We start from the raw sequence: 21,950 nt of genomic DNA, 5'->3' as shown, positions 1-21,950 counted from the left end.
CGGATCTTCGGCTAATTAACCCACTGGATAGTTAGTCCCGGTGGGAAGGGATGTTGCGCCCGCGTTTCCCGCGTGTCAAGGGGTGCCGCCGTACGAGCTGCCCCGGGCGCTTTGCGCGCCCGGGGGCCGGGTCAGTCCGCCGCGCGCTCCGCGGTCAGGTAGGCGATCACCATGTCGCCGAGCATCGTGCGGTAGTGCTCGCGCTGGGCCGGGTCGACGAGGTCGCGGCCGAACAGGGCGCCGAAAGTATGCCGGTTGGCGACCCGGAAGAAGCAGAACGAACTGATCATCGCGTGCAGGTCGACGGCGTCGACGTCGGCCGTGAACAGGCCGGACTCCTGCCCCGTCGCCAGGATCCGGCGGATCACGTCCAGCGCGGGGGAGCCGATCCTGCCGAGCTTCTCGGAGGCGGCGATGTGCTCGGCTCCGTGGATGTTCTCGATGCTGACCAGGCGGATGAAGTCGGGGTGCGCCTCGTGGTGGTCGAAGGTCAGCTCCGCCAGCCGCCGGATCGCCGCGACCGGGTCCAGATGGTCCACGTCGAGCTGCTGCTCGGCCTCGCGGATCACGCCGTACGCCCGCTCCAGGACGGCCGTGAACAGCTGTTCCTTGCCGCCGAAGTAGTAGTAGATCATCCGCTTCGTGGTGCGGGTGCGGGCCGCGATCTCGTCGACCCGGGCGCCGTCGTAGCCGGCGCGAGCGAACTCCTGGGTCGCCACGTCGAGGATCTCGGCCTGGGTGCGGGCGGCGTCGCGGATGCGTCCGCCGTGCGGTGCCTGTTCGTCGACGCTGGTCATCGGGTTCCTTCGGGCGAGGGGCGGGTGTCGCGATTGTAAGAGCTGGGCGCCGGCGACTTCCTCTGCCCCGGGAAGGGTGCTATGACTAACGTACTAGTTCGTACATTAGCTGCCCTGGAGGTCCGCGGTGCCCAAGGACTCGTATCTCGTCGGACTGATCGGTTCCGGTATCGGACCCTCGCTCAGCCCGGCCCTCCACGAGCGGGAGGCCGACCGGCAGGGGCTGAGGTATCTGTACCGGCTGATCGACATCGAGGTGCTCGGCGTGCCGCCGCAGCGGGTCGGTGACCTGGTGCGTGCCGCGCGGGAGCTGGGCTTCGACGGGCTCAACATCACGCACCCGTGCAAGCAGCTCGTCATCGAGCACCTCGACGCGCTGTCGCCGCAGGCCGAGGCGCTGGGGGCGGTCAACACCGTCGTCTTCGAGGACGGAGGCCGGGCCGTCGGCCACAACACGGATGTCACCGGGTTCGCGGCGTCCTTCGCGCGCGGGCTGCCGGATGTCTCCCTGGAGCGGGTCGTCCAGCTCGGCGCGGGCGGTGCGGGGGCGGCGGTAGCGCATGCCACCCTCACCCTCGGCGCGGAGCGCGTCACCGTCGTCGACGCCATGCCCGAGCGGGCGGCCGATCTCGCCGACACCCTCAACCGGCACTTCGGACGGGGGCGCGCCGCCGCCGCGTCGCCGGACCGGCTGGCCGGGCTCCTCGGTGCGGCCGACGGCATCGTGCACGCCACGCCTACCGGCATGGCCGCCCACCCCGGCCTGCCATTCCCCGCGGAGCTGCTGCATCCGGGGCTGTGGGTCGCCGAGGTGGTGTACCGGCCGCTGGAGACCGAACTGCTCCGCACCGCCCGCGCGTTGGGCTGCGCCACGCTCGACGGGGGCGGCATGGCCGTGTTCCAGGCCGTCGACGCGTTCCGTCTGTTCACCGGGCGGGAGCCGGACAGCGCGCGGATGCTCGCCGAGTTCGCCGCGCTGACCGACGTCATGGCCGCCCCGCAGTAAGCCCCGCAGCAAGAGAGGTACCGACGTGCGTACGTCCATCGCCACCGTCTCCCTCAGCGGATCCCTCACCGAGAAGCTCACCGCCGCCGCCCGCGCCGGGTTCGACGGTGTCGAGATCTTCGAGAACGACCTGCTGGCCAGCCCGCTCACCCCGGAGGAGATCCGTGCCCGCTGTGCGGACCTGGGGCTGACCGTCGACCTCTACCAGCCGATGCGGGACATCGAGGCCGTGCCGGATGACGTCTTCGCTCGAAATCTGCGTCGGGCCCGGCACAAGTTCGAGCTGATGGGCCGCCTCGGCGCGGACACCGTGCTCGTCTGTTCCAGTGTCTCCCCGCAGGCGGTGGACGACGACGCCCTCGCCGCCCGCCAGCTCGCCGAACTCGCCGAGCTGGCCCAGGACTTCGGTATCCGCGTCGCCTACGAGGCGCTCGCCTGGGGCCGGCACGTCAGTACGTACGACCACGCCTGGCACATCGTCGAGCAGGCCGGGCATCCGGCGCTGGGGACCTGCCTGGACAGCTTCCACATCCTCTCCCGGAGCTCGGACCCCAAGGGCATCGAGGACATCCCCGGCGAGAAGATCTTCTTCCTGCAACTGGCCGACGCACCCCTGCTCGGCATGGACGTCCTCCAGTGGAGCCGCCACCACCGCTGCTTCCCCGGCCAGGGCGGCTTCGACGTCACCGGACTCGTGCGGCACGTGCTGCGCACCGGATACGACGGACCCCTGTCGCTGGAGGTCTTCAACGACGTCTTCCGGCAGTCCGAGGCGGGCCCCACCGCCGTGGACGCCCAGCGCTCCCTGCTGGTCCTGAAGGAGTCGGTGGGCCTCGCCGAACCGCCCGCCCCCGTCGTCCCCACCGGGGTCGCCTTCGCCGAACTGCTCACCCCCGACGCCGAACCGGTCGCCGCGGTCCTGTCCGCGCTGGGCTTCGCCCGCACCGCCCGCCACCGCGGCAAGCCCGTAGACCTCTGGCAGCAGGGGCAGGCCCGCGTCCTGGTCAACACCGGCGGCGCCGCCCGCCGCGAGGGCGTCCAACTCGCCGCGATCGGCCTGGAGTCGCCCGACCCCGCGGCCGCCGCCCGCCGCGCCGAGGCCCTGCTCGCCCCGGTGCTGCCCCGCCGCCGCGCCCCCGAGGACGCGCCCCTGGACGCGGTGGCCGCCCCCGACGGCACCGAACTCTTCTTCTGCGGCGCCCCGTCGAACTGGCGCGGCGACTTCGAGGACGTACCGCACACCCCCGCGGCCACCTCGGTGACCGGCGTCGACCATCTCGCGCTCACCCAGCCCTGGCACCACTTCGACGAGGCCACCCTCTTCCACCGCAGCGTGCTGGGCCTGGACCCCCAGCCGAGCGTGGACGTCGCCGACCCGTACGGACTGCTGCGCAGTCGCGCCGTCACCAACGCCGACGGCAGCGTCCGGATCGCCCTGACCGTCGGCGCGGCCCCCGGGGACGACACGGTCCACGACCGGCACATCGCGCTGGCCACGGACGACGTGGTGACCGCGGCCCGCCGCTTCCGCGAGGCCGGCGGCCGCCTGCTCCCGGTCCCCGCCAACTACTACGACGACCTGGCCGCCCGATTCGACCTCACCGACGGCGAGTTGGAGACCTACCGCGAACTCGGCATCCTCTACGACCGGGACGCCGGCGGCGCCTTCCGCCACTGCTACACCCGGACCGTGGGCCGCGTCTTCTTCGAACTCGTCCAGCGCGACGACGGATACCGGGGCTACGGCGCCCCGAACGCGCCGGTGCGACTGGCCGCGCAACATGCGGTACGGGCCGTCACTGGCGGCTGACGGTCCGGGTCACACCGGCCAGGATCGTCGTGGCGAGGATCCAGCCCGCCAGCACCAGGACGTAGGACAGCCACTGGGACCAGCCCTCGGGTGCGTAGGCCGCCTCCTGGCCGAAGGAGATCACCGGCACCAGCAGGTCCAGGGTGAAGAACACCGGGTTGAAGTCCGGTGCCTCGGCGGGCTTGAGCGGGGGTGGCGGGTCGAGCGCGTAGGCGACCGAGCCGACGGCGAGCAGCCCCAGCAGCCAGCCGAAGGCGCGCAGGGGGCGGAAGCCGTATCCGACGGCGGCGTCCTGGACGTGGCCCCACAGGCGGCCGTACCAGGAGAGGGTCGAGCGGTGGCGGCGCTGTTTGGCGAGCTGTACCAGGCGGGCCGCGCGGTCGTCGCCGCTGCGCCGGTAGGCGGCGGTCAACTGCTCGTAGCTGTGCGGGTCGAACGTGTCCCCGTCCCGTTCCAGCATGGGCAGCCGCTGCTCCGGAGGCACATGCGGGGTCAGCGAGGTGTAGGTGAGATCGAGGATGCGGACATGGTCCGGCAGCATCTCCGGTTCCAGGTTGAGGTGCTCTATCTGGGTGCGGCGAAGGTTGAGCATGCCCTCGATCGGTGGGCCCTTGCGCAGCCAGACCTCGCCGATGACGCAGCTGCTCGCCTGCATCGCGGTGCCGCCCGGGTTGGACAGTCGGCAGTAGAGCAGGTCCAGCAGGCCCGGTATACGGGCGCCTCGCAGGATGATCCGGCCGTGCGCGCTCAGGCGTCGGCACATGACGTTGGCCCCCACCTCCAGGGCCTCGGAGTGGAAGGCGCGGCCACCGGGGTTACTGAGCTCGGCCTCCTCCAGCCGGAGTGAGCCGCTGACCCTGGCGCCGTCGAGCCGGATCTCGCCGCGCGTGCGCAGACGGGACGCGCACAGGTCCTCGCCGACGTTCGCCTGGTGGAGTTGGAGGACCGGGTCCTCAGTGCCGGCCGGCGCCGTGATCTCGGCATCCTCCAGATACAGCGCGCCGGCGATCTGTGCCCCACCCAGCCGCACCGGCCCCCGGAACAGGCAGCTCGTCAGCCGCATTCCACCGTCGACACGGACTCGTGCGGACGCCAGACCGGGCAGACGGGACCCGGTCAGGTTGAGGTATTTCAGCTGGGAGCCGGAGAGATCCGGTACTTCGTCGAAGCGGCAGTGACTCAGCCGTACGACACTTTCGACCGTCGCGTACCGTAGGTCCAACGGGCCCGTGATACGCGCGCCCGCAATCTTCATCGCGGCGATCTCACCCGGCTCGTGCGGCCCGTTCAACAACAGCGCCCGCAACACCCGGGCACGGATGGCGCGTTCGTCGGCGCCGGTGTCCCGCAGGTCCACCGCCGTACCCGTGGCGAATGCCCGCCAGAGGCGTTGCTCGGCCGGTGTCAGATCGTTGATCTCCATCAGCCGCGACTCTGGCGGGCCTTGTGGGCGGTGTCAAACAGTTCCTATGCCCGGACGTTCCATTCGGCGATGACCGGTCGTCCGTGCTCCACGGACAGTCGGCTCATCGTGCCGGTCGCCAGTTGGAACAGGCGGCCCTCGGCCGGGGACAGTCCCAGCCGGCGTGCCGTCACAACGCGCAGGAAGTGGCCGTGGGCGACGAGGACCACGTCCCCGTGCGGGAGAGCCTCGTCGACGCGGGCCAGTACCCGGTCGGCGCGCTCGCCCACCTCGGCCGGTGACTCGCCGGGGTGTCCGGCCGGGCCCGGTGGGACGCCGTCGGTCCACAGGTACCAGTCGGGGCGGGTGCGGTGTATCTCGCGGGTGGTGATGCCCTCGTAGCCGCCGTAGTCCCACTCGCGGAGGTCGTCGGTGGGCAACGCGCCCATGATGCCCGCGAGTTCGGCGGTGCGGAGCGCTCGGCTCAGCGGGCTGGTCAGGGCCAGGGAGAAGGTCCGGGACGAAAGGAGTGGAGCGAGTGTCTTGGCCTGTTCCTCGCCGTGCTCGGTGAGGGGCAGGTCGGTCCAGCTGGTGTGCTGGCCCGACACGCTCCACTCCGTCTCGCCGTGGCGGACCAGCAGGAGATCCCCCACGGCCGGACCTACTTCGACTCGACGGCGTGGCCGCCGAACTGGTTGCGCAGCGCCGCGATCATCTTCATCTGCGGGGAGTCGTCCTGGCGGGACGCGAACCGCGCGAAGAGGGAGGCGGTGATCGCGGGCAGCGGTACGGCGTTGTCGATGGCCGCCTCGACGGTCCAACGGCCCTCGCCGGAGTCCTCCGCGTAGCCGCGCAGCTTGTCCAGGTGCTCGTCCTCGTCGAGGGCGTTGACCGCGAGGTCCAGCAGCCAGGAACGGATGACCGTGCCCTCCTGCCAGGAGCGGAAGACCTCCCGGACGTCGGTCACCGAGTCGACCTTCTCCAGCAGCTCCCAGCCCTCGGCGTAGGCCTGCATCATCGCGTACTCGATGCCGTTGTGGACCATCTTGGAGAAGTGCCCGGCGCCGACCTTGCCCGCGTGGACGTAGCCGTACGGGCCCTCGGGCTTGAGCGCGTCGAAGATCGGCTGCACCTTGGCGATGTGCTCGGCGTCGCCGCCGACCATCAGGGCGTAGCCGTTCTCCAGGCCCCAGACGCCGCCGGAGACACCGGCGTCGACGAAGCCGATGCCCTTCTCGCCGAGCTCACGGGCGTGCTTCTCGTCGTCGGTCCAGCGGGAGTTGCCGCCGTCGACCACGATGTCGCCGGGGGAGAGGAGCTGTCCCAGCTCGTCCACGACGGACTGGGTGGCGGCGCCGGCCGGGACCATCACCCAGACCACGCGGGGTCCTTCGAGCCGGTCGACCAGCTCGGCGAGGGAGGCGACGTCGGCGAGGTCCGGGTTGCGGTCGTAGCCGATGACGGTGTGTCCTGCGCGGCGGATCCGCTCGCGCATGTTGCCGCCCATCTTGCCGAGGCCGATGAGTCCGAGCTGCATTTCAGTGCACTTCCTTCAGTTCACGGTAGGCGGCCACGAGGGCCGCGGTGGAGGAGTCGAGGCCGGGGACCTCGGCGCCTTCGGTGAGGGCGGGCTCGACCCGCTTGGCGAGGACCTTGCCGAGTTCCACGCCCCACTGGTCGAAGGAGTCGATGTTCCAGACGGCGCCCTGGACGAACACCTTGTGCTCGTAGAGGGCGATCAGCTGGCCGAGCACCGACGGGGTCAGTTCGCGGGCGAGGATCGTGGTCGTCGGGTGGTTGCCGCGGAAGGTGCGGTGCGGCACCTGCTCCTCGGCCACGCCCTCCGCGCGGACCTCCTCGGCGGTCTTGCCGAAGGCGAGCGCCTGCCCCTGCGCGAACAGGTTGGCCATCAACAGGTCGTGCTGCGCCTTGAGTTCGTCGTCCAGCTCGTCGACCGGACGGGCGAAGCCGATCAGGTCGGCCGGGATCAGCTTGGTGCCCTGGTGGATCAACTGGTAGTAGGCGTGCTGCCCGTTGGTGCCGGGCGTGCCCCACACCACCGGACCGGTCTGCCAGTCCACCGGGTGCCCGTCGCGGTCCACCGATTTGCCGTTGGACTCCATGTCGAGCTGCTGGAGGTAGGCGGTGAACTTCGACAGGTAGTGGCTGTACGGCAGCACCGCATGCGACTGGGCGCCGAAGAAGTTGCCGTACCAGATGCCCAGCAGGCCCAGCAGCAGCGGGGCGTTGGCCTCGGCCGGGGCGGTCCTGAAGTGCTCGTCCACCAGCCGGAAGCCGTCGAGCAGTTCACGGAACCGCTCGGGGCCGATGGCGATCATCAGGGACAGGCCGATCGCCGAGTCGAAGGAGTAGCGGCCGCCGACCCAGTCCCAGAACTCGAACATGTTGTCCGGGTCGATGCCGAACCCGGTGACCTTCTCGGCGTTCGTCGACAGGGCGACGAAGTGCCGGGCGACCGCCTTCTCCTCGCCGCCGAGCCCGGCCAGCAGCCAGGAGCGGGCCGAGGTGGCGTTGGTGATCGTCTCGATCGTGGTGAAGGTCTTGGAGGCGACGATGAACAGGGTCTCCGCCGGGTCCAGGTCGCGGACGGCCTCGTGCAGGTCGGCGCCGTCGACGTTCGACACGAAGCGGAACGTCAACTCCCGTGCGGTGAACGGCCGCAGCGCCTCGTAGGCCATCGCGGGACCGAGGTCCGAGCCGCCGATGCCGATGTTGACGACGTTCCTGATCCGCTTGCCGGTGTGGCCGGTCCAGGCACCGGAGCGGACCCGGTCGGCGAAGTCGCTCATCTTGTCGAGGACGGCGTGCACGCCCGGCACCACGTTCTCGCCGTCCACCTCGACCACCGCGTCCGGCGCCGAGCGCAGCGCGGTGTGCAGGACCGCGCGGTCCTCGGTGAGGTTGATGCGGTCGCCGCGGAACATGGCGTCCCGCAGCCCGAACACATCGGTGGCGGCGGCCAGTTCCTGGAGCAGGGCGAGCGTCTCGTCGTTGACGAGGTGCTTGGAGTAGTCGATCCGCAGATCACCGACGAGCACCACGTAGCGCTCGGCACGCTCCGGGTCCGCGGCGAAGAGATCACGCAAGTGGGCGTGCCACGCGGCGCGGTGGTCCTCCAGGGCGGTCCACTGGGGCCGCCGGGTGAGCTTCGGGGAGTCAGACATGAGAGGGGGTCTCCTTGGCGGCCTCGCCCCGCAGGGCGACGGCGTACATCTCGTCCGCGTCGAGGCGCCTGAGCTCCTCGGCGATGAGTTCGGAGGTGGTGCGGACCTTCAGCGCGAGGGTGCGCGAGGGCTGGCCCGGCAGGGACAGCGTGGCCAGCGGGCCCTCGGGGCGGTCGATGACGATCTCGCCGTTCGCGGTGCCGAGGCGCACGGCGGTGACGACCGGACCGGCGGTGACGACCCGGTCGATCTTCACGTTCAGCCGGGCCTCCAGCCAGCGCGCGAGCAGTTCGGCGGCCGGGTTGTCGGCCTCGGCCTCCACGGCCCCCGAGATGATCTGCGCCCGTGCCTGGTCCAGGGCCGCGGCCAGCATGGAGCGCCACGGGGTCAGCCGTGTCCAGGCGAGGTCGGTGTCACCGGGCGCGTAGGAGCGGACCCGGGTCTCCAGGACCTCGAAGGGGTTCTCCACCGCGTAGAGATCGGTGATCCGGCGCTGGGCGAGCGCGCCCAGCGGGTCCTTCGCCGGGTTCTTGGGCGCCTCCACCGGCCACCACACGACCACCGGGGCGTCCGGCAGCAGCAGCGGCAGGACGACCGAGTCGGCGTGGTCGGACACCTCGCCGTAGGTCCGCAGGATGACCGTCTCGCCGGTGCCGGCGTCGGCGCCCACCCGGACCTCGGCGTCCAGCTTGGACGCCTGGCGGTCGCGCGGGGTGCGGGCGTGCCGCTTGATGACGACCAGGGTGCGCGAGGGGTGCTCGTGCGAGGCCTCCTCGGCTGCCTTGATGGCGTCGTAGGCGTTCTCCTCGTCCGTGACGATCACCATCGTCAGGACCATGCCCACGGCGGGGGTGCCGATGGCGCGGCGACCCCGCACAAGGGCCTTGTTGATCTTGCTTGCCGTGGTGTCGGTCAGGTCGATCTTCATGGCCTGCGCCAGCTCCGTCCGTCTAGTGAGAGCATCTCGTCGGCTTCCCCGGGTCCCCAGCTGCCCGAGGCGTACTGCGCCGGCTTGCCGTGCCGCGCCCAGTACTCCTCGATGGGGTCGAGGATCTTCCAGGACTCTTCCACTTCCTGGTGACGGGGGAACAAATTGGCGTCGCCGAGCAGGACGTCCAGGATGAGGCGTTCGTACGCCTCCGGGCTGGACTCGGTGAACGACTCGCCGTAGGCGAAGTCCATCGTCACGTCCCGGATCTCCATCGAGGTGCCGGGCACCTTGGAGCCGAAGCGGACGGTGATGCCCTCGTCGGGCTGGACGCGGATGACGATCGCGTTCTTGCCCAGTTCCTCCGTGGCGGTGCGGTCGAAGGGGGAGTGCGGGGCCTGCTGGAAGACCACCGCGATCTCGGTGACCCGGCGCCCGAGGCGCTTCCCGGTGCGCAGGTAGAACGGCACTCCGGCCCAGCGGCGGTTGTCCACCTGGAGCTTGACGGCGGCGTAGGTGTCCGTCGTCGACGACGGGTCGATGCCGTCCTCCTGGAGGTAGCCGCGCACCTTCTCGCCGCCCTGCCAGCCCTCCGCGTACTGCCCGCGCACGGTGTGCCGCCCCAGGTCCTCGGGCAGCTTCACGGCCTTGAGGACCTTCAGCTTCTCCGTCAGCAGCGAACCGGCGTCGAACGCGGCCGGCTCCTCCATCGCGGTGAGCGCCATGAGCTGGAGCAGGTGGTTCTGGATGACGTCACGGGCCGAGCCGATGCCGTCGTAGTAGCCGGCCCGGCCGCCGATACCGATGTCCTCGGCCATCGTGATCTGGATGTGGTCGACGTACGACCGGTTCCAGATCGGCTCGAACATCTGGTTGGCGAAGCGCAGCGCCAGGATGTTCTGGACGGTCTCCTTGCCCAGGTAGTGGTCGATCCGGAAGACCTGCTCCGGGTCGAACACGTCGTGCACGATCGCGTTGAGCTCCTCGGCCGACTTCAGGTCGTGGCCGAACGGCTTCTCGATGACCGCGCGCCGCCAGGAGCCCTCGGGGGCGTCGGCGAGGCCGTGCTTCTTCAGCTGCTGGACGACCTTGGGGAAGAACTTCGGCGGTACGGAGAGATAGAAGGCGTAGTTGCCGCTCGTGCCCCGGGAGGCGTCCAACTCGTCGACGGCCGACCGCAGTTGCTTGAACGCCTGGTCGTCGTCGAAGTCGCCCGGGATGAACCGCATGCCCTCGGCGAGCTGCTGCCAGACCTCCTCGCGGAAGGGGGTGCGGGAGTGCTCGCGGACGGCGTCGTGCACGACCTGCGCGAAGTCCTGGTCCTCCCAGTCCCGGCGGGCGAACCCGACGAGGGAGAAGCCCGGCGGCAGCAGACCGCGGTTGGCGAGGTCGTAGACGGCCGGCATCAGCTTCTTGCGGGACAGGTCGCCGGTGACGCCGAAGATGACCAGGCCCGAGGGGCCCGCGATCCGCGGCAGCCGCCGGTCGCGCGCGTCGCGCAGCGGGTTGGTCCAGTCGGTGGTCATTCGGCCTGCGCTCCCTTGCTGTCCAGGGACTTGGCGACCGCGTCCAGCAGCTCCTGCCAGGCGGTCTCGAACTTGGCGACGCCCTCGTCCTCCAGCCGGGTGACGACCTCGTCGTAGGAGATGCCGAGGCGCTCCACGGCGGCCAGGTCGGCGCGGGCCTGCGGGTAGCCGCCGGTGACGGTGTCGCCGGTGATCCGGCCGTGGTCGGCGGTGGCGTTCAGGGTGCCCTCCGGCATGGTGTTGACCGTGCCGGGCGCGACCAGTTCGTCGACGTAGAGGGTGTCCTTGTACGCCGGGTCCTTCACTCCGGTGGAGGCCCACAGCGGGCGCTGCCGGTTGGCGTCGTCGGCGGCCAGCTTCAGCCAGCGGTCGGAGGCGAAGACCTCCTCGTACGCCTGGTAGGCGAGGCGGGCGTTGGCGAGGGCGGCGCGGCCCTTGAGCGCGAGCGCCTCCTCCGTGCCGAGGGCGGTCAGCCGCTTGTCGATCTCGCTGTCCACACGGGAGACGAAGAAGGACGCGACCGAGTGGATCAGGGCGAGGTCGAGCCCCTTGTCCTTGGCCTGCTCCAGGCCCGCGAGGTAGGCGTCCATGACCTCGCGGTAGCGCTCCAGCGAGAAGATCAGCGTGACGTTGACGCTGATGCCCTCGGCGAGGACCGCGGTGATGGCGGGCAGGCCGGCCTTGGTCGCCGGGATCTTGATCATGACGTTGGGGCGGTCGACCAGCCAGGCGAGCTGCTTGGCCTCGGCGACGGTGGCCGCCGTGTCGTGGGCGAGCCGCGGGTCGACCTCGATGGAGACCCGGCCGTCCCGGCCGCCGGTGGCGTCGTACACGGGCCGCAGGATGTCGGCGGCGGCGCGGACGTCGGCGGTGGTCATCATCCGTACGGCCTCGTCGACCGTGACGCCCCGCACCGCGAGGTCGGCGAGCTGCTCCTCGTAGCCCTCGCCGGAGCCGATCGCGGCCTGGAAGATGGACGGGTTGGTGGTGACGCCCACCACGTGCTTGGTGGCGAGGAGTTCGGCGAGGTTGCCGGAGGCGATCCGCTTACGGGACAGGTCGTCCAGCCAGATGGAGACGCCCTCGTCGGAGAGGCGCTTGAGTGCTTCGGTCACTGTGATCATCTTCTTTCTGGCGGTCGGATCAACCACGCGCTGCGGCCAGGGATTCCCGGGCTGCGGCGGCGACGTTCTCGGCGGTGAAGCCGTACTCGGCGAACAGGGTCTGGGCGTCGGCGGAGGCGCCGAAGTGTTCGAGGGAGACGATGCGTCCTGCGTCACCCACGAAGCGGTACCACGTCAGACCGATCCCGGCTTCCACGGCGACACGCGCTCGCACGGACGGGGGAATGACGGCGTCGCGGTACTCGCGCGGCTGCTGCTCGAACCACTCCACGGACGGCATCGACACCACACGGGCGCCGATCCCCTCGGCTTCGAGCAGGTCGCGCGCGGCGACGGCGAGCTGGACCTCGGAGCCGGTGGCGACGAGCACGACGTCCGGCACCTCGGTGGAGGCGTCGCGCAGGACGTAACCGCCCTTGGCCGCGTCCTCGTTGAGCTCGTACGTCGGTACGCCCTGGCGGGTCAGCGCGAGGCCGTGCGGGGCCGGGTCGGTGGCGTGCCGGCGCAGGATCTCCGCCCAGGCGACGGCGGTCTCGTTGGCGTCGGCGGGCCGCACGATGTTCAGGCCCGGGATGGCGCGCAGCGAGGCGAGGTGCTCGACCGGCTGGTGCGTGGGGCCGTCCTCGCCGAGGCCGATGGAGTCGTGCGTCCACACGTAGGTGACGGGGAGCTGCATCAGCGCGGACATCCGGACGGCGTTGCGCATGTAGTCGGAGAAGACCAGGAAGGTGCCGCCGTAGACGCGGGTGTTGCCGTGCAGGGCGATGCCGTTCATCTCCGCGGCCATGGAGAACTCACGGATGCCGAAGTGGATGGTGCGGCCGTAGGGGTCGGCCTCCGGCAGCGGGTTGCCCTTCGGCAGGAAGGAGCTGGTCCTGTCGATGGTGGTGTTGTTCGATCCGGCCAGGTCGGCCGAGCCGCCCCAGAGTTCCGGGAGCACCGCGCCGAGCGACTGGAGGACCTTGCCGGAGGCGGCACGGGTGGCGACGGACTTGCCGGGCTCGAACACCGGGACGGCGGACTCCCAGCCCTCGGGGAGCTGGCCGGCCACGATCCGGTCGAACAGCTCGGCGCGCTCGGGGTTGGCGGTGCGCCACTCGGCGAGGCGCTTGTCCCAGGCGGTGTGCGCCTCGGCGCCCCGGTCGAGGGCGCGGCGGCTGTGGGCGAGCACCTCGTCGGCGACCTCGAAGGTGCGCGCCGGGTCGAAGCCGAGGATGCGCTTGGTGGCGGCGATCTCGTCGGCGCCGAGCGCGGAGCCGTGCGAGGCCTCGGTGTTCTGGGCGTTGGGGGCCGGCCAGGCGATGATCGTGCGCATCGCGATGATCGAGGGGCGCTCGGTCTCGGCCTGCGCCGCCTTGAGCGCCGCGTACAGCTCGGCCACGTCGATGTCACCGCCGAGCGCGGGCTCGATCCGCTGGACGTGCCAGCCGTAGGCCTCGTAGCGCTTCAGCACGTCCTCGGAGAACGCGGTCGCGGTGTCGCCCTCGATGGAGATGTGGTTGTCGTCGTAGACGAAGACCAGGTTGCCGAGCTTCTGGTGGCCCGCGAGGGAGGAGGCCTCGGCGGAGACGCCCTCCTCCAGGTCGCCGTCGGAGACGATCGCCCAGATGGTGTGGTCGAAGGGGGACTCGCCCTCGGGGGCCTCGGGGTCGAACAGGCCGCGCTCGTAGCGGGCGGCCATCGCCATGCCGACGGCGTTGGCGACGCCCTGGCCGAGCGGTCCCGTCGTGGTCTCGACGCCCGCGGTGTGGCCGTACTCGGGATGGCCGGGTGTCTTCGAGCCCTGGGTGCGGAAGGTCTTGAGGTCGTCCAGCTCCAGCTCGTACCCGGCGAGGAAGAGCTGGGTGTAGAGGGTCAGCGAGGTGTGGCCGGGGGAGAGGACGAAGCGGTCACGGCCGGTCCATTCCGGATCGGCGGGGTCGTGCCTCATCACCTTCTGAAAGATCGTGTACGCGGCGGGCGCCAGGCTCATCGCGGTGCCGGGGTGGCCGTTGCCCACCTTCTGTACGGCATCGGCCGCCAGCAGGCGGGCGGTGTCGACGGCACGCCGGTCGAGTTCGGTCCATTCGAAGGTGTCGAAGCTGTCCGGTGTCTGCGTGCTCATCTGTAGCCAGTCCTCTTCAAGAGTTCATCGAATGATGCGTCTTTCCTGGTGAGACGCGTTCGACTGTAAAAGTCTGACTTTTTCGAGGGAAGGTCCAGGTGTGTCAGCCTGTGGTGAAAGTGGGACACCGGGGCGACGGCTGAGGCGGTACAAGAGGGATATGGCAGGCAGAGCGGTACAAGGTGCCGGAGGGATCAGGACCTTCCCCTTCCCGGTCGACCTGAGCGTGCTCGGCGTCGGCATGCAGGTCGGCCCGATGGGCCCCGAGCGCACCTGGCACGCCGACGCGCCGCTGGACCGGGTGCACCGCATCGACTTCCACGTCGTGATGCTGTTCGACGAGGGCCCCGTCCGCCACATGATCGACTTCACGGAGTACGAGGCGCACCCCGGCGACCTCCTGTGGATCCGCCCCGGCCAGATCCACCGCTTCTCCGCGACCAGCGAGTACCGCGGCACCGTCCTCACCATGCAGCCCGGCTTCCTGCCCCGGGCGACGGTCGAGGCGACCGGCCTCTACCGCTACGACCTGCCGCCCCTGCTCCACCCCGACGAACCCCAGCTCACCGGCCTGCGCACGGCCCTCGACCAGCTCCGCCGCGAGTACGAGGACACGAGCACGCTTCCGCTGAGCCTGCACACGGCGGTGCTGCGTCACTCCCTCTCGGCGTTCCTGCTTCGGCTCGCACATCTGGCGGCGGCGTCCCATGACACGGCGCGTCGGGAGGCGGGTTCGGCCTTCACCCAGTTCCGGGACGCGGTGGAGCGGGGCTTCGCCACGAACCACAGCGTCAGCGCGTACGCCGATCAGCTCGGCTGCTCGCGGCGCACACTCGTCCGGGCGGTGCGCGCGGCGACGGGGGAGACGCCGAAGAGCTTCATCGACAAGCGGGTGATCCTTGAGGCGAAGCGGTTGCTGGCCCATACGGATCTGCCGGTCGGGCGGGTGGGGGTGGCGGTGGGGTTTCCGGATGCGGCGAACTTCTCGAAGTTCTTTCAGCAGCACACGGAGGTGACTCCGGCGGCGTTTCGGGCGGAGTTGAGGTAGGTGCTCGGCCGCGGGTTCGTTCAGCTGAGCGCTTGTCCTTCGATCCCCATACGCCGGGCCCCTCTCGGCGACAAGGTCATCGGGCCCAGCCAGCCCGTGTGGACGAGCGTGATCTGGGACGGGAGCGGGGACACGGGGTCGACCGATCTGCCGTGTGACCAGTTCTGGAGCAGGCCCTCCGTGGTCTCCACCGCGGAGACCACCATGGTGACCTTCAGGTCGGCCTTGCCCCAGGTGTGCCACAACGCCCAGCCCTCGGGGCGGGGTTCGACGCCGAAGCGTGCGCAGGTCTCGTCGTAGTCCGCCAGGCCGCCGGGCTTGAGTACCGCGGCGCCGAAGAGCCGGACGAAGGGACGGTCCTCCTCCAGGCAGCCGTCGCCCTCGAAGTGGTAGTGGTGCAGTGCTCTCGCCAGCGCGGTGACATGGCGCTGGAGCTCGTCGGACGCCGCGAGGGTGACCCGGTGGGCCAGGCGCTCGATCTCGCGGAGGTACTCCAGTTCGGTGGGCATGGCGCGCAGTCTCGCACTGTGCCGCGCGTCGGCGGTCCGAATTTTTGTGCCGGGTCCGGACCGCCGACGGCTCACCGCTCGTCTCAGTGGCCGAAGTTGAACCAGTTGACGTTCACGAAGTCGGCGGGCTGGCCGCTGGTGAAGGTCAAGTAGACGTCGTGGGTGCCCGTCACGGAACTGATGTTGGCCGGGATGGTCCGCCAGCTCTGCCAGCCGCCCGTGTTGCCCACCGCGAAGCTGCCGATGGGCGCGTTGCTACGGCTGTCCAGGCGCACCTCGACCAGTCCGCTCACGCCGGACCCGGCACCGCTCGCGACCCGGCCGATGAACTGAGTGGCAGCCGAGGAGCCGAAGTTGACGCCCCGGTACAGCGCCCAGTCGCCGTTGGCGATCGCGCCGATGTTCTGACCGCCGCCCGTGTCGGAGGTCGCCTCGGTCATTGTGCCGGACTGGCTGTCGTGGGACTCGGCCTGGATGGCGCTGTAGGCATCGCGGTTGCCGGTGGGCGGCGGTGTGGTACCGCTCCCACTGGACAGCACCTGGACATAGTCCACGACCATCGAGTGGCCCGGCACGGTCGCGGCGTCGGGTCCGCCGCCGAACGCGTCCACGAAGCCGCCGCCCATCGCCACGTTCAGGATGATGAAGAAGCCGTGGTTGGTGGCGTTGGCCCAGGTCGTCGCGTCGACCTGATTGGCGCGCACCGTGTGGTAGTTGATGTCGTCGACGTAGAAGCGGATCTGCTCCGGGCTGGTCGAGCGGTCCCATTCCAGCGCGTAGGTGTGGAAGCCGGCCTGGCAGGTGGTGCCGGGGCAGGCGCGGGAACCGCCGATGCCGGTCGTCTCGTTGCACGGGCCGCCGGGGCTCGTGCCGCAGTGCATCGTCGACCAGACGGTGTTGAGGCCCTGGACGTTCTCCATGATGTCCAGCTCGCCGACGCTCGGCCAGTTCCACCAGTTGCCGCGGTAGGGCGTGCCGAGCATCCAGAAGGCGGGCCAGTAACCACGGGCCGCGGTGCCGGTGACGTTCGGCATCTGGATCCGGGACTGCACGCGCAGCTTGCCGCCCGCCGGGGGCTGGAAGTCGCCGCGGTTGGTCTCGATGCGGCCGGACGTCCAGTTGCCGGAGGCGTCACGGCGCGGGGTGATACGGAGGTTGCCGTTGCCGTCCAGGGCCACGTTGTTGGTGCTGGACGTCATGTTCTCGATCTCGCCGGTGCCCCAGTTGGCGGGGCCGCCGGGGTAGCCGTGGCCGGTCGCGTACTGCCAGTTGGTGGTGTTGACGCCGGTGCCGGCCGCGCCGTTGAAGTCGTCCACGAAGACCTGGGTCCAGCCGGACGGGGGCGGCGGGGCGGCGGCGTCAGCGGACGCGACGGCGGCCGCTGCCAGGCCCAGCGCGCTGCACAGGGCGATGAGCGCACGCCGCAGAGGGCGCCGTCGTCTGTGGGGAGTGCCGGAGGTTTCACTCATGGGGGGTGCTGCCTCTCGGGGTACGGGTGTGGGGTGCGGGGAGCCTCCGAGAACGCTTGAGAGCGCTCTCAGAGTGCCGCCAATGTGCTCCCCGGTACCTCGGCCGTCAAGAGGTGAAGCAGAGAAATCCCTTGCGCGGGAAGGGAGTTCACTTCGTCAACACGATGCGGAACATCCCAGGTACGGGTGCACGGGGTCCCTGCTGTCCTCAGCAGGGACCCCGGCATCCTCGTGCCCACGCACGTCACCTTGAGTCGGCGATTCGTAGCCTGAGGCTCAGACCTTCATCGGTACCGGTGGCTCCGCTGCCGACGCCGCCTCCGTCAGCCCGAACCGGTCGTGGACCCGCCGCAGCGGGCGCGGTGCCCACCAGGCGTGGCGGCCGAGGAGGGCCATCGTCGCCGGGACGAGCAGCATGCGTACGACCGTGGCGTCGATCAGTACCGCCAGGGTGAGGCCGAGGCCGATCTGGAGGATGGGTGAGAAGCCGCCCGTCATGAACGCTCCGAAGACCACCGCCAGCAGCAGCGCGGCGCAGGTGACCACGCGTCCGGAGCGGCGCAGCCCGGTCACCACGGCCTCCTGGTCGGCCTCGCCCCGCTCCCGGGCCTCGCGCATCCTGGCGAGGATGAACAGTTCGTAGTCCATGGCCAGTCCGAAGGCGATCGCGACGATCAGTGGTGGTGCGGTGAGGCTGAGGGCGCCCAGGCCCTCGGCGCCCAGCAACCCCGCCAGATGGCCGTCCTGGAACACCCACACCACCACTCCGAGGGCTGCGCCCAGGCTGAGGAGTGTGGTCGCGATGGTGCGCAGCGGGATCAGCACCGAGCCGGTGAAGGCGAACAGCAGCGCGAAGATCCCGGCCAGGACGGTCAGCGCGGCCCAGGGGGCACGTTCGGCGAGCATCTCCCGGAAGTCGATCAGGCGAGCCGCGACACCGGTGACCTCCACCGGCTCGTCGCCGCGCAGATCACGGATGCGTTCCACCAGGTCCGTCGCGGCCTTGCCGTCCACGCTTCCGGGCGGCTGGATCTCCACCACCGTGGCCCCGCCCGGCAGTTCACGGGACTCGGCGCCGGACAGACCGCTGATCCGTTCGGCCGTCGCCGGGTCGGTGCCGGGCCGGACCACGACGGTGATCGGGGAGACGCCGGTACCGGGTGGGAAGTGCTCGTCGACGGTGTCGTACAGCTGTCGTGCCTCCGTGCTCGCGGGCAGTTGCTTGGCGTCGCCGATGCCGATGGTCAGTCCGGTGACGGGCAGTGCCAGCACCAGCAGGGCGGGTACGACGGTGGCGATCACGGCGATCCGGCGGCGCGCCGCGAACCGGGCCAGGCGGGCGAACAGGCGGCCCTCCTCACCGTCCGGGCGGACCCGCGCGGGCTTGATCTTCCCGCCGAACTTCGTGAGCAGCGCGGGCAGCAGGGTGAGCGCGGCCAGCATGTCGACGACCACCACAGCGGCCACGGCCAGGCCCATGCTGCGCAGGAACACGCTCGGGAAGACCAGCAGCCCGGTCAGGCTGACCGCCACCGTGACCCCGGAGAACAGCACGGTCCGCCCGGCCGCGGCGACCGTGCGGTGCACGGCCTCGACGACTTCGTCGGTGTGCCGGCGTTCCTCGCGGAAGCGGACCAGCATCAACAGGGCGTAGTCCACGGCGAGTCCGAGGCCGAGCATGGTGGTGACCTGGATCGCGTACACCGAGATGTCGGTGACCTCGCTGAACGCGAACAGTGCGAGGAACGCGCCGGCGATGCCGCTCACCGCGATCACCAGCGGCAGAGCCGCGGCGCGCAGTCCGCCGAACACCACCAGCAGCAGGGCGAGGACGACCGGCAGGGAGATCAACTCGGCGTTCTTGACGTCCTCCTGGGCGCGTTCGCCGAGCTGCCTGCCGAGCAGTTCACCGCCGCTGACATGGACGTCGGGTGCCTCGATCTGCCGGATGCGGTCCGCGGCGGCGTCGGTCGCGTCCGTCTCGGCGTCCTCGTCCAGGCCGCCCTCGAAGGTGACCGGGACGACGAGGGCCTGTCCGTCCTCGGCGATGAGACCGGGCGTGCGGTACGGGTCGGGCACGGCGGCGACCCCGGCGATCTCGCGGACCTCGGCGACGGCCCGTTCGACCTGGGCGCGCAGCGCGGCGTCGGAGACCGCCTCGCCCGCGACGACGGCGGTGACGGTCTCCCCGGCCGGGTCGACACGGGCGAGATACTCCTCGGCCAGCTCCGACTCGGTGCCGGGCACATCAGGTACGTCGTCGGACAGCCGCCCGAAGACACCCGTGCCGAGCCCGAAGCCGAGCAGCAGGAAGAGCAGCCAGAGCAGGATGACGGTGAGCGGACGGCGGGTGGCCGTCCGGGCGAGCGTGGAGAGCACGGGGGCCTCCGGCGGTTGGACGGTGGGCAAGTGCTCCCAGGTTCGTCCTGGGCCGGGGGTCACCGGATCGCCGGAGGGAGGGGTTTGGCGGGCTCGGTCGTACGGGGGAGAGCGGCGGTCGACTCACTCGTACGAGGGAGGGGGAAGCGGGAATCTTCCGGGGCGGCCCGGGAGTTCATCCGTCAGGAACCGTTGATCACGAAGGAGCGCCGATGTCCGACGAACCCGCAGTCCGTGAGCTGCGCCTGGTGGTCACCGCCGAGGATTACGACGCCGCATTGCACTTCTACCGGGATGTCCTGGGCCTCCCCGAGCGGGCCGCGTTCTCCTCGCCCGGTGGGCGGGTCAGCATCCTGGAGGCGGGGCGGGCCACCCTGGAGCTGACGGATCCGAACCACGCGGAGTTCATCGACGACGTAGAGGTCGGACGGCGGGTCGCCGGGCACATACGGGTCGCGTTCGAAGTGGACGACTCGCGAGCGATGACGCGGACGCTGGCGGACGCCGGGGCGGAGGTCGTCGCCGAGCCGACGCGTACGCCCTGGAACTCGCTGAACTCCCGGCTGGAGGCGCCGGGGGCGCTTCAGCTCACCCTCTTCACCGAGCTCGGGGAGGAGGATCAGGACTCACCGTCCCCGGGCGCGACCAGTCCCGTCTCGTAGGCGCAGATCACCGCCTGCACCCGGTCCCTGAGCCCCAGCTTGCTCAGGACATTGCTGACGTGGGTCTTCACCGTGTGCTCGCTCACGAACAGGGCTCCGGCGATCTCGGCGTTGGACAGGCCGCGGGCCAGCATGCGCAGGGTCTCTACCTCGCGTGCGGTGAGGACCTCCAGGCGCTGCGGGGTGACCTCGGCGGTGGACTCCTGTCGGCGGCGGCGTACCAGGTCGGCGACCAGGCGGCGGGTCACTGTCGGGGCGAGCAGGGAGTCGCCGGCGGCGACCACACGGACCGCGTGCACCAGGTCGTCGCGGCGTACGTCCTTGAGCAGGAAGCCGCTGGCGCCCGCGTACAGCGCCTCGTACACATACTCGTCCAGGTCGAACGTGGTCAGCATGACCACCTTGCATTCGGACTGCCCGCACACCCGGCGGGCCGCCTCCAGGCCGTCCATGACGGGCATCCGGATGTCCAGGAGGAGCACGTCGGGTGAGTGCTGCCGCACCGCGGCGACCGCTTCCGCGCCGTCCCCGGCCTCGGCGACCACCTCGATGTCCCGCTGTGCCTCCAGGATCATGCTGAAGCCGCTGCGGACCAGTTCCTGGTCGTCGGCGACGACCACCCGGATGCTCACCCGAGCGCCGCCTGCCGGTCACCGGCGGGAAGGCGTACGACGACGCGGAAGCCGCCCTCAGGGCCGCGACCGGCGCGTGCGCTGCCCCCGCAGGCCGCGGCCCGCTCCCGGATGCCGATCAGCCCGTGTCCGCCGCCCGGTCCCGAGGGGCCGCGTCCGTCGTCCGTCACCGACAGTGTCAATGCGTCCTCCGCCCAGTCGAGAGCGACGGTAGCGGAGGAGGCGTAGGCGTGCTTGACGGTGTTGGTGAGTGCCTCCTGCACGATGCGGAAGGCGGCGACCTCGGTGTCCGGCGGCAGGGGGCGCGGCTCGCCGTCGGTGCGCAGTTCCACCCGCAGGCCGGTGGACTCGGTGACCTGCCGGATCAGGCCGGGCAGGGCCGCCACCCCCGGCTGCGGCAGCCGCCGCGCGCCGCCCTCGCGCTCCTCCTCCTTCAGCACGCCGAGGATGCGCCGCAACTGGGTCATCGCGTCCCGTCCGGTCTCCGCGATGGCGTCGAACGCGGCCTCCGCGCGCGCCGGATCACTGCGCATCACCACCGGACCGGCCTCGGCCTGCACCACCATCAGGCTCACCGCGTGGGCCAGGATGTCGTGCATGTCCCGGGCGATCCTGGCCCGTTCCTGCGCGGTCGCCCGCGCGGTGTCGGCGGCCCGCTCCCGCTCCAGGCGCCGGGCCCGGTCCACCAGGGCGGCGGTGTAGGCGCGCTGGACCCGGGCCAGCATGCCGAAGCCGTACGCCCCGACCACGCTCAGCAGCTGGAAGGCGTACTCGAAGGGCATCGGCTCCTCTTTGTGCTGCATGGTGAGCACCACTCCGAGGATCCAGCCCGTCAGCATGAATCGGCGCTGCCAGGCCTTGCCCTGGGCGGCCATCGTGTAGAGGACGACCAGACCGCCGTAGACCACGTCGGGCGGCGGGGCGTGGTACCAGGCCATCGTGCAGGTGGCCGCGGAGACGGCGACCGCGGTGGTGAAGGGCGCGCGGCGGCGCCACACCAGTGGCAGCGCGGTGGCCGCGGCCAGCAGCCAGCCCTGCCAGGTCAGCTTGTCGTCCCCCTCGTCCGGGAAGATCCACTGGAGGGAGGCGGCGAACAGCACCAGCGCGGCCAGCGCGGCGTCGACGACGTACGGATTCGCCGTGCGCAGCCGGGTGACGGCAGGGGTGAGCCAGGACGGCGGGGACATGGGCGGCTCCTCGGGGCAAGAGGCTCCTTCAGTATCGGAGGCCGGATGCGGCCCGGTCCTCACCGGTGAGAGGGATATCCGGCCTCCGTTTGTGATCGTTTCGATGCCGCGGAGCAGGAACCAGGAGTCGGGACTCTTCCTCTCATAGTTCGAAACAGAGCGTTCACAGCGTGTGCATGGTC

General features: G+C 70.6%; 18 protein-coding genes. 4 read left to right on the top strand and 14 right to left on the bottom strand.

Features of this window, described 5'->3' with window-relative positions; translation table 11 throughout:
• Window positions 1–131 precede the first annotated feature (131 nt).
• Window positions 132–797, bottom strand: a complete 666-nt coding sequence (locus BN159_RS08800) for a TetR/AcrR family transcriptional regulator (protein ID WP_015656589.1) — start codon at window positions 795–797, stop codon at window positions 132–134.
• Window positions 798–924: 127 nt separating this feature from the next.
• Between BN159_RS08800 and BN159_RS08795 the strand changes: the two genes are divergently transcribed.
• Window positions 925–1,803, top strand: coding sequence for a shikimate dehydrogenase (locus BN159_RS08795; RefSeq protein WP_015656588.1), 879 nt, complete (start codon window positions 925–927; stop codon window positions 1,801–1,803).
• A 25-nt stretch (window positions 1,804–1,828) separates the two neighbouring features.
• Entirely contained in the window at window positions 1,829–3,613 is a 1,785-nt protein-coding gene (locus BN159_RS08790; protein WP_015656587.1) for a bifunctional sugar phosphate isomerase/epimerase/4-hydroxyphenylpyruvate dioxygenase family protein, read from the top strand.
• Here the strand turns inward: BN159_RS08790 and BN159_RS08785 are convergent.
• Genes BN159_RS08785 through tkt form a run of 8 tightly spaced genes read right to left on the bottom strand, consistent with a single transcriptional unit; the run spans window position 3,600 to window position 13,882 of the window.
• Window positions 3,600–5,036, bottom strand: coding sequence for a hypothetical protein (locus tag BN159_RS08785; protein WP_015656586.1), 1,437 nt, complete (start codon window positions 5,034–5,036; stop codon window positions 3,600–3,602). The two genes, BN159_RS08790 and BN159_RS08785, sit on opposite strands and share 14 nt — an antisense overlap.
• A gap of 44 nt (window positions 5,037–5,080) precedes the next feature.
• Window positions 5,081–5,668, bottom strand: a complete 588-nt coding sequence (locus BN159_RS08780; RefSeq protein WP_015656585.1) for a histidine phosphatase family protein — start codon at window positions 5,666–5,668, stop codon at window positions 5,081–5,083.
• A gap of 8 nt (window positions 5,669–5,676) precedes the next feature.
• The gene (gnd, locus tag BN159_RS08775) at window positions 5,677–6,552 is read right to left on the bottom strand and encodes a phosphogluconate dehydrogenase (NAD(+)-dependent, decarboxylating) (RefSeq protein ID WP_015656584.1); all 876 of its coding nucleotides are present in this window, start codon (window positions 6,550–6,552) and stop codon (window positions 5,677–5,679) included.
• A 1-nt stretch (window position 6,553) separates the two neighbouring features.
• Entirely contained in the window at window positions 6,554–8,200 is a 1,647-nt protein-coding gene (pgi, locus tag BN159_RS08770; RefSeq protein WP_015656583.1) for a glucose-6-phosphate isomerase, read from the bottom strand.
• Window positions 8,193–9,128 carry a glucose-6-phosphate dehydrogenase assembly protein OpcA gene (opcA, locus tag BN159_RS08765; RefSeq protein ID WP_015656582.1) on the bottom strand — a complete coding sequence of 312 codons (936 nt, stop codon included), beginning with the start codon at window positions 9,126–9,128 and terminating at the stop codon, window positions 8,193–8,195. Before opcA ends, pgi begins: the two co-directional genes overlap by 8 nt.
• On the bottom strand, window positions 9,125–10,654 hold the full coding sequence (gene zwf / locus BN159_RS08760; RefSeq protein ID WP_015656581.1) for a glucose-6-phosphate dehydrogenase: 1,530 nt from the start codon (window positions 10,652–10,654) through the stop codon (window positions 9,125–9,127). The genes opcA and zwf overlap by 4 nt, the downstream gene beginning before the upstream one ends.
• Window positions 10,651–11,778 (bottom strand): transaldolase, encoded by a 1,128-nt coding sequence (tal, locus tag BN159_RS08755; protein ID WP_015656580.1) that lies wholly within the window; start codon window positions 11,776–11,778, stop codon window positions 10,651–10,653. The genes zwf and tal overlap by 4 nt, the downstream gene beginning before the upstream one ends.
• Before the next feature lie 19 nt (window positions 11,779–11,797).
• Complete coding sequence (tkt, locus tag BN159_RS08750; protein ID WP_015656579.1) at window positions 11,798–13,882, bottom strand: transketolase; 2,085 nt, start codon at window positions 13,880–13,882, stop codon at window positions 11,798–11,800.
• Window positions 13,883–14,042: 160 nt separating this feature from the next.
• Here tkt and BN159_RS08745 point away from each other — a divergent pair, with 160 nt between their 5' ends.
• Window positions 14,043–14,930 carry a helix-turn-helix transcriptional regulator gene (locus BN159_RS08745; RefSeq protein WP_015656578.1) on the top strand — a complete coding sequence of 296 codons (888 nt, stop codon included), beginning with the start codon at window positions 14,043–14,045 and terminating at the stop codon, window positions 14,928–14,930.
• Between the two features lie 20 nt (window positions 14,931–14,950).
• On the opposite strand, the gene BN159_RS08740 is transcribed toward BN159_RS08745, so the two are convergent.
• The 3 genes from BN159_RS08740 to BN159_RS08730 all read right to left on the bottom strand — a co-directional run bounded on the left by BN159_RS08740 (window position 14,951) and on the right by BN159_RS08730 (window position 19,287).
• Complete coding sequence (locus BN159_RS08740; RefSeq protein ID WP_015656577.1) at window positions 14,951–15,439, bottom strand: hypothetical protein; 489 nt, start codon at window positions 15,437–15,439, stop codon at window positions 14,951–14,953.
• An 83-nt stretch (window positions 15,440–15,522) separates the two neighbouring features.
• Window positions 15,523–16,908 carry a glycoside hydrolase family 16 protein gene (locus BN159_RS08735; protein ID WP_015656576.1) on the bottom strand — a complete coding sequence of 462 codons (1,386 nt, stop codon included), beginning with the start codon at window positions 16,906–16,908 and terminating at the stop codon, window positions 15,523–15,525.
• A 276-nt stretch (window positions 16,909–17,184) separates the two neighbouring features.
• Window positions 17,185–19,287: an MMPL family transporter gene (locus BN159_RS08730; RefSeq protein WP_015656575.1), complete on the bottom strand. Its 2,103-nt coding sequence runs from the start codon at window positions 19,285–19,287 to the stop codon at window positions 17,185–17,187.
• Window positions 19,288–19,499: 212 nt separating this feature from the next.
• On the opposite strand from BN159_RS08730, the gene BN159_RS08725 reads away from it, so the two are divergent.
• The gene (locus BN159_RS08725; RefSeq protein WP_015656574.1) at window positions 19,500–19,949 is read left to right on the top strand and encodes a VOC family protein; all 450 of its coding nucleotides are present in this window, start codon (window positions 19,500–19,502) and stop codon (window positions 19,947–19,949) included.
• Here the strand turns inward: BN159_RS08725 and BN159_RS08720 are convergent.
• Together BN159_RS08720 and BN159_RS08715 are read right to left on the bottom strand one after the other, a co-directional pair.
• On the bottom strand, window positions 19,907–20,581 hold the full coding sequence (locus BN159_RS08720; RefSeq protein WP_015656573.1) for a response regulator: 675 nt from the start codon (window positions 20,579–20,581) through the stop codon (window positions 19,907–19,909). The genes BN159_RS08725 and BN159_RS08720 overlap by 43 nt on opposite strands.
• The gene (locus BN159_RS08715) at window positions 20,578–21,768 is read right to left on the bottom strand and encodes a sensor histidine kinase (protein WP_015656572.1); all 1,191 of its coding nucleotides are present in this window, start codon (window positions 21,766–21,768) and stop codon (window positions 20,578–20,580) included. The genes BN159_RS08720 and BN159_RS08715 overlap by 4 nt, the downstream gene beginning before the upstream one ends.
• Between the last annotated feature and the right edge of the window lie 182 nt (window positions 21,769–21,950).

It is taken from the genome of Streptomyces davaonensis JCM 4913 (assembly GCF_000349325.1).
GTDB classification, from domain to species: Bacteria; Actinomycetota; Actinomycetes; order Streptomycetales; family Streptomycetaceae; genus Streptomyces; species Streptomyces davaonensis.
The sequence above is the reverse complement of the archived record's forward strand: the minus strand, read 5'-3'. Positions and strand labels throughout refer to the sequence as shown.